The sequence below is a fragment of the Kitasatospora sp. NPDC092948 genome (assembly GCF_044754805.1).
Lineage (GTDB): Bacteria > Actinomycetota > Actinomycetes > Streptomycetales > Streptomycetaceae > Kitasatospora.
Map to the genome: position 1 here is coordinate 57,181 of NZ_JBIVPU010000004.1, position 12,655 is coordinate 69,835.

Below are 12,655 nucleotides of genomic sequence, written 5' to 3' on the forward strand. Positions count from 1 at the left end.
GGTACTCCGTTCGCGCGTGACGTGCGGTGCGGGGCTACTTGGCGACGGTGGCGGCGTCGCGGATCTGCCGGGCGCGGGCCTGGGCGTCGGCGACACTGATGGTCTTGCCGGAGGGGTCCATGGAGACGAACGCGACCACGCCGATGGTGGAGTGGCTGGCGAACAGGCAGATCGGGACGTCCATCGAGCCCTTGCTGGTGCCGGTGTCCAGGGCGCTCACGCCGCAGCGGAGCTTGGCGCCCGGGTCCTTCGGGTCGCCCGCGTCGACCTCCGTCAGCTCCTGCTTCCAGACCGGCTTCTCCGCGTCGGCCTCGCCGTCGCCCTCGTTCACCTTCTGGGTGGCGGTGTCGAGCGCCTTGCCCGGGTCCGGGATGCTGCCCCAGGAGCCGCTGAAGCTGGCGACGTCGGTGGCGGTCTTCTGGTAGGTCGCGCTGAGCGAGCCCTCGAAGGAGCCGATGGCGTCCAGGCCCGTCAGCGAGCCCTTCTCGGAGGAGTTCTTCATGGTGTAGCCGGCCACGCTCTCCGGCGCGGACAGCTTGTACTTGCCCGCGGTGTCCGCGCCCTTGGTGCCGCTCAGCGCCCACCAGCCGACGCCGCCGCCCACGGCCAGCACCAGGACGACCACCAGGGCGATGATCCCGCCCTTGCCCTTCGACGGGGCGGCCGGCGGCGGGAAGCCGCCGTAGCCGGGCTGGCCGGGCTGACCCGGCTGCGGGGGCACGCCGCCCCACTGCTGCTGGGGCGGCGGCGCCTGCTGCGGGTAGCCGTACCCCGGCTGCCCGGCGGGCGGCTGCGGGGCGCCGTAGGCCGGCGGCTGCTGCGGGGCGCCGTAGCCGGGCTGGTCCTGCGGGGTGCCGTAGGCCGGCGGCTGAGGCGCGCCGTACGCGGGCGGCTGGGGTGCGCCGTAGGCCGGCGGCTGCTGCGGGGCGCCGTAGCCGGGCTGCGGCGGGGGAGCGCCGTACGGCTGCTGCGGCTGCCCCTGCGGATACTGCTGCGGTCCCTGACCCTGGCCGTACATGTCTCAGTCTCCCCCGCCGCCTCTGTTGCGCGGCCCCGTCCGATCGAGTATGCGGGCACGCTACCGTACGGCTCCCCCGCCGCGCCTGCGCGACCGGCGCACTGTCGGGTCACGACCGGTGTTCCGGCTTCCGTAAACTGTGCGTCGTGACCGACACGACGAACCAGCGCCCCGCGAGCTCGAAGCCCGGGGACGAAGCAGCCACCCTCCCGACGACCTACGCCCCGGCCGAGGTAGAGGGCGAGCTGTACGAGCGCTGGGTAGAGCGTGGCTACTTCACCGCCGACGCGAAGAGCGACAAGCCCGCGTACACCATCGTCATCCCGCCGCCGAACGTCACCGGCGCGCTGCACCTGGGCCACGCGTTCCAGCACACGCTGATGGACGCGCTGACCCGCCGCAAGCGGATGCTGGGCTTCGAGGCGCTCTGGCTCCCGGGCATGGACCACGCGGGCATCGCCACCCAGAACAAGGTGGAGCAGCAGCTCGCCGAGTCCGGTCTGTCCCGGCACGACCTGGGCCGGGAGGCCTTCGTCGAGAAGGTCTGGGAGTGGAAGGAGAACTACGGCGGTCGGATCCTCGGCCAGATGCGCCGCCTCGGCGACGGCGTGGACTGGTCGCGCGAGCGGTTCACCATGGACGAGGGCCTGTCGCAGGCCGTCCAGACCATCTTCAAGAAGCTCTTCGACGACGGCCTGATCTACCGCGCCGAGCGCATCATCAACTGGTGCCCGCGCTGCCTGACCGCGCTGTCCGACGCCGAGGTCGACCACAAGGACCTGCCGGGCGAGCTGGTCTCGATCCGCTACGGCGACGGCGACGACTCGATCGTGGTCGCCACCACCCGCGCCGAGACCCTGCTGGGCGACACCGCGGTGGCCGTCCACCCGTCCGACGAGCGCTACGCGCACCTGGTCGGCCGGACCATCAAGCTGCCGCTGACCGACCGGGAGATCCCGGTGGTCGCCGACGAGCACGTCGACCCGGAGTTCGGCACCGGCGCGGTCAAGGTGACGCCGGCCCACGACCCGAACGACTTCGCCATCGGCCAGCGCCACAACCTGCCCAACCTGACGGTCATGGACGAGCGCGGCGCGATCACCGTGCACGGCCCGTTCCTCGGCCTGGACCGGCTGGAGGCCCGCTCCGCCGTGGTCGGCGCGCTGCGCGAGCAGGGACGCATCGTCGCCGAGAAGCGCCCCTACGACCACGCGGTGGGCCACTGCTCGCGCTGCCACACCGTGGTCGAGCCGCGGCTGTCGCTGCAGTGGTGGGTCAAGGTCGAGCCGCTGGCGAAGGCCGCGGGCGACGCGGTCCGCGACGGCCGGGTCGAGATCCACCCGAAGGAGCTGGAGCGCCGCTACTTCGACTGGGTCGACAACATGCACGACTGGTGCATCTCGCGCCAGCTCTGGTGGGGCCACCGGATCCCGGTCTGGTACGGCCCGAACGACGAGGTCATCTGCGTCGGCCCGAACGAGGAGCCGCCCACCGGCGAGGGCTGGGTGCAGGACCCGGACGTCCTGGACACCTGGTTCTCCTCCGGCCTGTGGCCGTTCTCCACGCTCGGCTGGCCGGAGAAGACCCCGGAGCTGGAGAAGTTCTACCCGACCGACGTCCTGCTGACCGGTCACGACATCATCTTCTTCTGGGTCGCCCGGATGATGATGTTCGGCCTGTACGCGATGGACGGGGAGGCCCCGTTCAAGACGGTCGCGCTGACCGGCCTGGTCCGCGACGAGTTCGGCAAGAAGATGTCGAAGTCCACCGGCAACGCGGTCGACCCGCTGGACTGGATGGACGCCTACGGCGCCGACGCCGTCCGCTTCACGCTGGCCCGCGGCGCCAACCCCGGCGCCGACGTGCCGATCGGCGAGGACTGGGTCAAGGGCGCCCGGAACTTCTGCAACAAGATCTGGAACGCCACCCGCTTCGCGCTGATGAACGGCGCCACCGTCCAGGGCCCGCTGCCCGCGCCCGAGGAGCTCACCGCCGCGGACCGGTGGATCCTGTCCCGGCTGAACGCCACCGTGGCCGAAGTGGACGCGTTCTACGAGGACTTCGAGTTCGCGAAGGTCTCCGACGCGCTGTTCCACTTCGCCTGGGACGAGGTCTTCGACTGGTACGTCGAGCTGTCCAAGACCACGCTCAACAAGGGCGGCGTCCAGGCCGACCACGCCCGCCGGGTCCTCGGCGAGGTGCTGGACGTGACGCTGCGCCTGCTGCACCCGATCGTCCCGTTCGTCACCGACGCGCTGTGGACGACGCTCACCGGCGCCGAGTCCGTGGTGATCGCCGAGTGGCCGAAGGACTCCGGCTACCGGGACGCCGACGCCGAGTCGGAGATCGACCAGCTCCAGCAGCTGGTCACCGAGGTCCGCCGGTTCCGCAACGACCAGGGGCTGCGCGACACCCAGAAGGTCCCGGCGCAGCTGGAGCTGGCCGGTCACCGGCTGGAGGTGCACGAGGCGGCGATCCGCTCGCTGCTGCGGCTGACGGCGCCGGAGGACGGCTTCCAGGCCACCGCCTCGCTGCCGGTGGCCGGCACCACCGTCTCGCTCGACCTGTCCGGCACCATCGACGTGCCGGCCGAACGCAAGCGCCTGCAGAAGGACTTGGCGGCGGCCGAGAAGGAGAAGGCGCAGAGCACCGGCAAGCTCGGCAACGAGGCCTTCCTGGCCAAGGCGCCGGACGAGGTGGTCGCCAAGATCCGTACCCGGCTGGAGACCGCCGAGGCCGACATCGCCCGGATCACCGCCCAGCTCGCGGCGCTGCCGCAGGGCTGACCGCAGGTCAGGAAGGGCCGCTGCTCCCGCACTGCGGGGCAGCGGCCCTTCGGCTTTCCCGAGTTGGCTCCGACGGTTTGTCAATTCCCTTGGCCGCGCGTCGCGGTAACGGTTTCGCTGCGGCTATTCGTCCGGTATTCCCGGCAATTGGCGCGTTCCGCCAAAGGGAATACATCGCGTTGTCGACCCCGCGCGTTCAGCGAACTTCGCACATCGAATGTGTACGGTGGGCGGAGTTCCCATTCGGGCGGGGCAGCGAACGGAGGGCAGACGCATGGTGGCGACCGGGGAGTTGGCCGACGAACTTCCGGACGAACTTCCGATGGAAGAGGTGGAGGCGGCCAAGGCCCGGGCGGCGACCCTCCTGCTGGCATTCCGGCACGGAAACCAGCTCGCCTTCGACACCGAACTCGACCTGCTGCTCGCCGAGAACGCCGAGCGGGAGGCGACCACTCTGCTGGTGTGGATCGCCGCCGAGGCGGTCCGCAAGGCCTACGCCCCCGAGGTCGCCGACCGGGTGCTGCGCGGCCTGGCCCGCCGCGCCCCGTACGGCGCCGCCGAGGTCGCGGTGGACGAGGAGACGGCGAGCGCCGCGCTGCTGCTGGAGGCCGTCGCGGACGGGGACGTCGCCGCGGTCCGCGCCCTGGTGGCGGGCACCGCCGACACCACCTACCTGTTGGGCGGCCTGGTGCAGGCGGTGGCGATGATGCTGCCGCTGCTGCCGGAGGGCGAGGCCGAGGAGATCGCCGCCGAACTGCGCCGTCGGCACGCCGCCCGGCTGCCCACGCCCCGCGCCACGAGTTGACGGATCGTCACTGCCGGAGGCCCGGCGGGGGCGTCCCGCCGGGCCCTTCGCCGGGCTGCCGCTACGGCATGGCGTGCAGGTGGGAGCCGATGGTGTTCGCGATGCCGCCGCCCGCGAGGGCGTCCCAGTTGGTGGACCAGGTCATTGCGCCGCCGATGCCCGGCCAGGTCGTCGAGGGCTTGAAGGAACCGCAGTTGGTGCCGGCGGCCAGGCAGTCCAGGGCCGCGTTCACGGTCGCCGGGCTGGTGTAGCCGCCGCCGGCCGCGCTGGTGGAGGCGGGCACCCCGAGGCCGACCTGACTCGGGTTCAGGCCGCCCTGGAGCTGGATGCAGGCCAGGCCGGTGAGGAAGTTCTCGGTGCCCTGCGAGTACACGCCGCCGTCGCAGCCGAGCATCGCGCCGGAGTTGTAGTACTGCATGTTGACGATGGTCAGGATGTCCTTGGTGGCCAGCGCCAGCTTGAAGTACTCGGTGCCGGTGGACTGCATGTCGATGGTCTGCGGAGCCATGGTGAGCACGAATCCGGCCCCCACCTTCGCCGCCAGGGTGTGCAACGCCTGCGCCATGTAGGTGGAGTTGACGCCGTTCTCCAGGTCGATGTCGATCCCGTCGAAACCGTACGTCTGGATCAGGCTGTACGCGGAGTTGGCGAAGTTCGTCGCCGCGGCCGAACTCGCCACCGAGATCGTGCCGTTCTGCCCGCCGACCGAGACGATGACCTTCTTCCCGGCCGCCCGCTTGGCCGCGATGTCGGCCCTGAACTGGGCGTCGGTGTAGCCGTTCAGCTTCGTCGACAGCGTCGGGTCCAGGGTGAAGCTGATCGCGCCCTGCGTGCTGGTGGCGTCCGCGAAGGCCACCGCGATGATGTCGTACGCCGCGGGGACGTCACTGATCCGCTGCGGGGTCGCGCCGTTGTAGAAGTTCTGCCAGTAGCCGGTCAGCAGGTGCTTCTGCCCGGGCGGCGGCGGAGTGGTGGTCGAGCTGCTGGGCGACGGCGACGCGGAGGTGGACGTCGACGGGGACGGCGAGGCGGAGTCGGACGCGCTCGGCGACGCCGAGGTCGAGCCGGAGCCGGACGGGCTGGGCGAGGAGCTGCCCGGGCCGACCATCGAGACCTTGTCCACCAGGTACGCGGACTGCCCGTACCAGCCGTGGAACCACACCTGCACCGAGGTGGTGGAGGCGCCCGTGGTGAAGGTGCTGCTGAGCGTGTTCCACCCGGTGTTGGAGCTCCAGGTGGACGGGTCGGTGCCGCCGGTGCCGGTGGCGCCCAGGAACACGTACGTGCCCTGCACCACCGCGGACAGGGTGTACGTCGAGTTGGGCAGCACGGTGACCTGCTGGCTGCAGTTGGCGTAGTCCGAGCCGGCCGGGGTGCCCTGCAGGTCCCAGCCGGTGGCGGAGTTGTTCACCGCGGTGACGGTGGGGCCGCAGCTCCACGGGGCGATGTGGTTGCCGGCCGAGAAGTCGCCGTTCTGGATCACGTCCACGTTCGCGGCGCTGGCCGTTCCGGTGCCGGTCAGCACCATGCCGACCAGGGCCAGCGCGGCCGCCAGCAGCCCGGCGAGCAGCGCCCGCGCGCCGCGCGGGTGTCGATGTGGTGCACGCATGCCATCTCCATGTGGGGGAGTGTCGATGGGGGTGCGGTGCGGGGGAGTGGTTCACACGGTGGACTGGACCAATTCCGGTGTCAAGAGGGCGGGTTGGCGATGCGTCGGGCCGCTGCCGCCGACGGGGCGGCCAACTCGGCGGTCAGCCGGGCGATCCGCTCCGCCGCGTGCCCGTCGCCGTACGGGCTCGGCACGGCGGCCAGCCGCGCGAGCAGCGTCGGGCCCTCGGCGAGCCGGGCGCGGGCGGCGGCCGCCAGGTCGGCGCCGGGGGAGACCAGCGCGGCGAACCCGGTGTCCACCGCCTCCGGCCGCTCGGTGGAACGGCGCACCACCAGCAGCGGACGGCCCAGCACCGTGCACTCCTCCTGCACCCCGCCGGAGTCCGACACCAGCAGCGCGGCCTGCCCGGCCAGGCCCAGGAACTCGGCGTACCCGAGCGGCTCCACCACCCGCAGCCGGGCCAACAGGCGGGTCAGGCCGAAGCGTTCGGCGGCGGCCACGGTGCGCGGGTGCAGCGGCAGCAGCACCGGCAGGCCGGTGGTGGCCAGTTCGTCCAGCGCGCCGAGCACCGCGCCGAGCGCCTCGGCGGTGTCGGTGTTCTCGGGGCGGTGCACGGTGGCCAGCAGGTAGCGGTCGGCGCGCAGGCCGTGGCGGTCGAGCAGCGCGGCCTGCTCGGCGGGGCCGGGCAGTTGGGCGCGCACCACCTCGACCACGGTGTTGCCGGTGGTGGCGATCCGCCGCCCGTCCACGCCCTCGGCGCGCAGGTTGGCGGCGTTCTCCGGGGTGGCCGCGCAGAGCAGGTCGGCGATGTGGTCGACCATCACCCGGTTGTGCTCCTCCGGCATCGCCCGGTCGTGGCTGCGCAGCCCCGCCTCGACGTGCACCAGCGGAATGCCGCGGGCGTTGGCGGCCAGCGCCCCGGCCAGCGTGGCGTTGGTGTCGCCCTGCACCACCACGGCGGCCGGCCGGTCGGCGGTGAACGCGGTGTCCAACTGGTCCAGCGAGGCGGCGATCTGGCCGGCCCGCGGCCGGCCGCCCACGCCGGTCAGCACCTGCGGTTCGGGCAGCGAGAGCTCCCGCAGGAACCGGCCCGACATCGCCTCGTCCCAGTGCTGGCCGGTGTGCACCAGCCGGGCGGCCGGGCCGAGCGCGTGCACCAGCGGGGCGAGCTTCACCAGCTCCGGGCGGGTGCCGAGGACCACGGCCACGCTCCTGGGCGCCAGCCGCGGCGACGGGCGGGAAACGGTCATCGAGGTGCTCTCCTGCGAGGTCGTCCGAAAGGTCATCAGTTCTCCAGCGCGGTGGGCGCGCCGACCACCGTCAGCTCGGCGTTGCGCCGGGTCTTCGCCCAGCCGGTCCGGCCGCGCGCCTCCCGCCAGGCGGCGCGCGGCGCCACCAGGAAGAGGTGGTACGTGTACAGCCACAGCGCCAGGCCCCAGGCCAGGCCGGTGGCCCAACTGCGGTCCGGGTACTCGCGCTTGCGGTAGCCCAGGCCCCACAGCGCCATCGGCAGCGCGCCGACCACGAAGGCGGCCAGCATCAGCAGCCCGAAGCGGGACCAGAAGGCCGCGGAGTCCTCGGGGTAGAAGGTCTCGGTGGCCAGCGAGATCCCCAGCGTCAGCGGGGTCAGCACCACCAGCGCCACCGCCACCACCGGCTGCAGGCAGGTGTAGAGCACCTCCGCCTTGCCGTGCACGCCGTAGTGCGGCGAGCGCAGCACCCGCGGCAGGTGGCGCAGGCACTGCAGGGTGCCCTGCGACCAGCGGGTGCGCTGGGTCAGGAAGCGCCGCCCGGAGACCAGCGCCTCCTGCGACACCCGGGCCTCGGGCACGTGGGTCAGCCGGTGCCCGGCCAGCCGCAGCTCCAGGCTCGACTCGTAGTCCTCGATCAGCCCGCGCTGCGGCCACGGCCGGCCGTCCTCGGCCAGCGCGTCCAGCGCCGACAGTCGGACGAACTGGCCGTTGCCGCCCAGGCCGACGCTGCCGGTGCGGCGGCGCAGCAGCTGCATCGCGGTGTTCGCGGCCAGGAACTCGACGTCCTGCATCCGCACCAGCGCCCGGGCCGCCGCGTTCACGGCCCGGCCCCGGGACGGCATCGGCTCGCGGTCGTCGGCGTTGCGCATCACCACGCCGATCTGCACCGCCGCGGTGTCCGGGCGGCCCATCGCCTCGGCGTTGGCGACGTGGCCGAGCGCGCCCGGCTCCAGCCGCCCGTCCGCGTCGATCACCCCGAGCACCACCCGGGAGCGGTCGGCGCCGGCCGGCAGCCAGGCGGAGACCGCCCGGTAGGCGGCGTTCAGGGCCGCGCCCTTGCCGATCCGGGCGTCCGGGCGGGTCCGGCGCACCAGGTGCACCATCGGGTCCCGCTCGGCGGCGGCGGCCACGATCTCGCCGGTGCGGTCCTCGCTGGCGTCGTCGACCACCCACAGGTGCGCCTGCGGGGCGGCCCACCGCAGCTCGGCGACGGTGGCGCCGATCACCGCCTGCTCGTCGCGGCAGGGCACCACCAGGTGCCACTGCAACGCGTCGGCGTCGCCCGGCGGCAGGGTGCGCCCGCGCCGCAGGGCGTCCGCCGAGCCGGCCCAGTACACCAGGTAGCGGCCGAGCACGAGCACCATGTAGGCGAGCGCCAGCAGCGACAGCACCGGGGCGATCCGCAGGAAGAACAGGTCCATACCACTAGGCTCACCGGCCGCCGGGTCCCCCGGCCGTGGACCTCGGACCCGTTCGGTCGGGACTTTCTACCCGGCGCGCGGCCCCCGGGGTGGCCGTCGGGGACGCGCGTCGGGAGTCCTTAGACTGGCGGGGTGAGCGACAAGGCCGAGCCCAACCCCTACACCGTCCGTCCCGCCGACGCCGGCGGCACCGACTCCGAACTGCGCGCCGTCGAGGCCGAACTGGCCACCCGCTGGCCGGAGAACAAGCTGGAGCCCTCGCTCGACCGGATCGAGGCGCTGATGGACATCCTCGGCCAGCCGCAGCGCTCCTACCCGTCCATCCACATCACCGGCACCAACGGCAAGACCTCCACCGCCCGGATGATCGAGCAGCTGCTCGGCACGTTCGAACTGCGCACCGGCCGCTACACCTCCCCGCACGTGGAGTCCGTCACCGAGCGGATCAGCCTGGACGGGCAGCCGATCAGCCCGGAGCGGTTCGTCGAGACCTACCGCGACATCGAGCCGTACGTGCAGATGGTCGACGCGGCGCAGCCGGTCGCGATGTCCTTCTTCGAGGTGCTCACCGGCATGGCGTACGCGGCCTTCGCGGACGCCCCGGTGGACGTCGCGGTGGTCGAGGTCGGCATGGGCGGCTCCTGGGACGCCACCAACGTGATCGACGCCCAGGTGTCGGTGATCACCCCGATCGGCCTGGACCACACCGACAAGCTCGGCGACACCACCGGCAAGATCGCGGTCGAGAAGTCCGGGATCATCAAGCCCGGCGCCCTCGCCGTGGTCGCCCAGCAGCAGCTGGATGCCGCCGAGACCATCCTGCGCCGGGCCGTCGAGGTGGACGCCACGGTGGCCCGCGAGGGCATGGAGTTCGGCGTGCTGCGCCGCGAGGTCGCCATCGGCGGCCAGCTGGTCACCCTGCGCGGCCTCGGCGGCCACGAGTACCAGGACGTCTTCCTCCCGCTGCACGGCGACCACCAGGCGCAGAACGCGGCCCTCGCGCTGAGCGCCGTCGAGGCGTTCTTCGGCGTCGGCCAGGGCGGCGCCGAGCACCTGGACGAGGACAAGGTCCGGCAGGCGTTCTCCGGCGTCTCCTCGCCGGGCCGCCTGGAGGTGGTCCGCCGCAGCCCCACCGTGATCCTGGACGCCGCGCACAATCCGCACGGCGCGCAGGCCGCGGTCGCCGCGCTGGGCGAGGCGTTCGGCTTCACCAAGCTGGTCGGCGTGATCGGCACCAGCGGGGACAAGGACGTCACCGGCCTGCTGGAGGCGTTCGAGCCGATCCTGGCCGAGGTCGTCATCACCCAGAACTCCACCCACCGCGCGATGCCCGTCGACCAGTTGGCCGCGCTCGCCGTCGACGTGTTCGGCGAGGACCGGGTGCAGGTCGAGCCCCGGCTGGACGACGCCATCGACGCCGCGGTCACCCTCGCCGAGGAGGAGGACCTCGGCGGCGCCGGTGTCCTGGTCACCGGCTCCGTCATCACGGTGGGCGAGGCGCGCCTGCTGTTCGGAAGGAAGTGACATGAGGACGCTCTGCTCCTCGACGCTGATCGGCGAGGCACTCCTGATCATGTTCGCCGGCCTGGTCGCGATGAAGCTGACCGACGTCGGCACCGGCACGATCTGGGCGGTCAGCGGCGTCGCCATCCTGCTCTGCCTGCTGCTGTGCGGCGTGATCACCCGCCCCGGCGCGGTCTGGGTCGGCTGGGCGCTGCAGGTCGGCGTGCTGGCAAGCGGCCTGGTGCTGCCGACGATGTACGCCTTCGGCGTGGTGTTCGGCGCCCTGTGGTGGTGCTCGGTGCACTACGGCCGCAAGATCGACGAGCTCAAGGCGCAGCGCGCCGCGGCCGCCGAGGCCGCAGCCCCGGCTGCGGCCTGACCGGGCTGGGCGCGGGGGCGGCCTCCCGGCCGGGTAGTGTCAGGTGCACACACCGCACCACCGACCACTCCAGGAGCCGCCCCGTGTCCCAGCGCACTCTCGTCCTGCTCAAGCCCGACGCCGTGAAGCGCGGCCTGGCCGGCGAGATCATCAGCCGGATCGAGCGCAAGGCCGGCTGGCGCTTCGCTGCGATGGAGCTCCGCACCTTCGACCGCGGGACCCTGGAGCAGCACTACGCCGAGCACGTCGGCCGTCCGTTCTACGAGCCGCTGCTGGAGTTCATGACCTCCGGCCCGTCGATCGCGCTGATCGTCGAGGGCGAGAACGTGATCCCGGGCATCCGCGCGCTGGCCGGTGCCACCGACCCGCTGCAGGCGGGCGCGGGCACCATCCGCGGCGACTACGCGACGATCACCCGCGAGAACCTGATCCACGCCTCGGACTCCCCGGAGTCGGCCGAGCGGGAGATCAAGATCTTCTTCCCGGCGCACGTCTGAGGACACCCTGTGGGGACTCGGTAGGAGTCCGGTACGGCCCCGGTGCCCCCGCCTCGGCGGGGGCACTTCGCCCAAGTGGGCGTTAATCCTCAAATCACGGAACCCTGCGCTCCGACACGGCGTCCCAATGCCAGGAGAAGCCGATCAGTCCCCGGAGAATGGGCGGGACGCCGTGCCCGCCGCTCGTCCTGCGCGGCGTGACTACGATGGACCCCAACTCACGGGCCCCGAGCGGCTGCTCAGCCGCCGTCAGCCCCGCTGCGGGCCCAGGCGGCCGGCTCTCTCCCCCCGCCCTTGATCCACATTCGGGAAGGCACTCGACATCCCATGGCGAACAACCTGTCGTTCCTCGGCCGGGACCTGGCGATCGACCTCGGCACCGCGAACACACTGGTGTACGTCCGGGGCAAGGGCATCGTGCTGAACGAGCCGTCGGTGGTCGCGGTGAACACCAACACCGGGGGCATCCTCGCGGTGGGCGCCGAGGCCAAGCAGATGATCGGCCGGACCCCCGGCAACATCGTGGCGATCCGCCCGCTGAAGGACGGCGTGATCGCCGACTTCGAGATCACCGAGCGGATGCTGCGGTACTTCATCCTGAAGATCCACCGCCGCCGCTACCTGGCCCGCCCGCGGGTCGTGGTGTGCGTGCCGTCCGGCATCACCGGCGTCGAGCGCCGCGCCGTGGTGGAGGCCAGCATGCTGGCCGGCGCCCGCCAGGTGCACATCATCGAGGAGCCGATGGCCGCCGCGATCGGCGCCGGCCTGCCGGTGCACGAGCCGACCGGCAACATGGTGGTCGACATCGGCGGCGGCACCACGGAGGTCGCGGTGATCTCGCTCGGCGGGATCGTCACCGCCCAGTCGCTGCGGGTCGCCGGCGACGAGCTGGACAACGCGATCGTCCAGCACATCAAGAAGGAGTACAGCCTGCTGCTCGGCGAGCGCAGCGCCGAGCAGATCAAGATGTCGATCGGCTCCGCGTTCGGCCTGGAGGGCGAGAAGGACGAGCACGCCGAGATCCGCGGCCGCGACCTGGTCTCCGGCCTGCCGAAGACCGTGGTGATCTCCGCCGCCGAGGTCCGCACGGCCATCGACGAGCCGGTGAACTCGATCATCGACTCGGTGAAGACCACCCTCGACCAGTGCCCGCCGGAACTGGCCGGCGACGTGATGGACCGGGGCATCGTGCTCACCGGCGGCGGCGCCCTGCTGCGCGGCCTGGACGAGCGGCTTCGCCGGGAGACCGGCATGCCGGTGCACATCGCCGAGAACCCGCTCGACTCGGTGGCCCTGGGGGCGGGCAAGTGTGTCGAGGAGTTCGAGGCACTCCAGCAGGTACTCGACGCCCAGCCGCGTCGCTAGACAACTTTCCAACTGAAGA

The 12,655-nt window shown here is 72.3% G+C and carries 10 protein-coding genes; 6 read left to right on the forward strand and 4 right to left on the reverse strand.

Features of this window, described 5'->3' with window-relative positions; all coding sequences use genetic code 11:
- Positions 1-34: 34 nt before the first annotated feature.
- Complete coding sequence (locus ACIQF6_RS13830) at positions 35-1,018, reverse strand: hypothetical protein (protein WP_400894032.1); 984 nt, start codon at positions 1,016-1,018, stop codon at positions 35-37.
- A gap of 146 nt (positions 1,019-1,164) precedes the next feature.
- Here ACIQF6_RS13830 and ACIQF6_RS13835 point away from each other — a divergent pair, with 146 nt between their 5' ends.
- Both ACIQF6_RS13835 and ACIQF6_RS13840 read left to right on the forward strand, forming a co-directional pair.
- Positions 1,165-3,804 (forward strand): valine--tRNA ligase, encoded by a 2,640-nt coding sequence (locus ACIQF6_RS13835; RefSeq protein ID WP_400894034.1) that lies wholly within the window; start codon positions 1,165-1,167, stop codon positions 3,802-3,804.
- Between the two features lie 274 nt (positions 3,805-4,078).
- Complete coding sequence (locus ACIQF6_RS13840; protein WP_400894037.1) at positions 4,079-4,609, forward strand: hypothetical protein; 531 nt, start codon at positions 4,079-4,081, stop codon at positions 4,607-4,609.
- A gap of 61 nt (positions 4,610-4,670) precedes the next feature.
- Here the strand turns inward: ACIQF6_RS13840 and ACIQF6_RS13845 are convergent, their stop codons facing one another.
- The 3 genes from ACIQF6_RS13845 to ACIQF6_RS13855 all read right to left on the reverse strand — a co-directional run bounded on the left by ACIQF6_RS13845 (position 4,671) and on the right by ACIQF6_RS13855 (position 8,892).
- Positions 4,671-6,218 (reverse strand): chitinase, encoded by a 1,548-nt coding sequence (locus ACIQF6_RS13845; RefSeq protein WP_400894039.1) that lies wholly within the window; start codon positions 6,216-6,218, stop codon positions 4,671-4,673.
- 80 nt (positions 6,219-6,298) lie between these two features.
- Positions 6,299-7,504, reverse strand: a complete 1,206-nt coding sequence (wecB, locus tag ACIQF6_RS13850) for a non-hydrolyzing UDP-N-acetylglucosamine 2-epimerase (RefSeq protein ID WP_400894041.1) — start codon at positions 7,502-7,504, stop codon at positions 6,299-6,301.
- Positions 7,504-8,892 carry a glycosyltransferase gene (locus tag ACIQF6_RS13855; RefSeq protein WP_400894043.1) on the reverse strand — a complete coding sequence of 463 codons (1,389 nt, stop codon included), beginning with the start codon at positions 8,890-8,892 and terminating at the stop codon, positions 7,504-7,506. The genes wecB and ACIQF6_RS13855 overlap by 1 nt, the downstream gene beginning before the upstream one ends.
- A 132-nt stretch (positions 8,893-9,024) precedes the next feature.
- Here ACIQF6_RS13855 and ACIQF6_RS13860 point away from each other — a divergent pair, with 132 nt between their 5' ends.
- The 4 genes from ACIQF6_RS13860 to ACIQF6_RS13875 all read left to right on the forward strand — a co-directional run bounded on the left by ACIQF6_RS13860 (position 9,025) and on the right by ACIQF6_RS13875 (position 12,636).
- Positions 9,025-10,416 carry a bifunctional folylpolyglutamate synthase/dihydrofolate synthase gene (locus ACIQF6_RS13860; protein ID WP_400894045.1) on the forward strand — a complete coding sequence of 464 codons (1,392 nt, stop codon included), beginning with the start codon at positions 9,025-9,027 and terminating at the stop codon, positions 10,414-10,416.
- A gap of 1 nt (position 10,417) precedes the next feature.
- Positions 10,418-10,774 (forward strand): DUF4233 domain-containing protein, encoded by a 357-nt coding sequence (locus ACIQF6_RS13865; RefSeq protein WP_400894047.1) that lies wholly within the window; start codon positions 10,418-10,420, stop codon positions 10,772-10,774.
- Between the two features lie 83 nt (positions 10,775-10,857).
- Positions 10,858-11,271 (forward strand): nucleoside-diphosphate kinase, encoded by a 414-nt coding sequence (gene ndk / locus ACIQF6_RS13870; RefSeq protein WP_043913981.1) that lies wholly within the window; start codon positions 10,858-10,860, stop codon positions 11,269-11,271.
- A 339-nt stretch (positions 11,272-11,610) separates the two neighbouring features.
- Positions 11,611-12,636, forward strand: coding sequence for a rod shape-determining protein (locus ACIQF6_RS13875; RefSeq protein ID WP_400895314.1), 1,026 nt, complete (start codon positions 11,611-11,613; stop codon positions 12,634-12,636).
- Positions 12,637-12,655 lie beyond the last annotated feature (19 nt).

Bases quoted from the DNA above. Each gene is read 5' to 3' on its own strand.
- ACIQF6_RS13840 (WP_400894037.1), top strand. From the start codon at position 4,079: ATGGTGGCGACCGGGGAGTTGGCCGACGAACTTCCGGACGAACTTCCG.
- wecB (WP_400894041.1), bottom strand. From the start codon at position 7,504: ATGACCTTTCGGACGACCTCGCAGGAGAGCACCTCGATGACCGTTTCC.
- ACIQF6_RS13865 (WP_400894047.1), top strand. From the start codon at position 10,418: ATGAGGACGCTCTGCTCCTCGACGCTGATCGGCGAGGCACTCCTGATC.
- ACIQF6_RS13855 (WP_400894043.1), bottom strand. From the start codon at position 8,892: ATGGACCTGTTCTTCCTGCGGATCGCCCCGGTGCTGTCGCTGCTGGCG.
- ACIQF6_RS13845 (WP_400894039.1), bottom strand. From the start codon at position 6,218: ATGCGTGCACCACATCGACACCCGCGCGGCGCGCGGGCGCTGCTCGCC.
- ACIQF6_RS13830 (WP_400894032.1), bottom strand. From the start codon at position 1,018: ATGTACGGCCAGGGTCAGGGACCGCAGCAGTATCCGCAGGGGCAGCCG.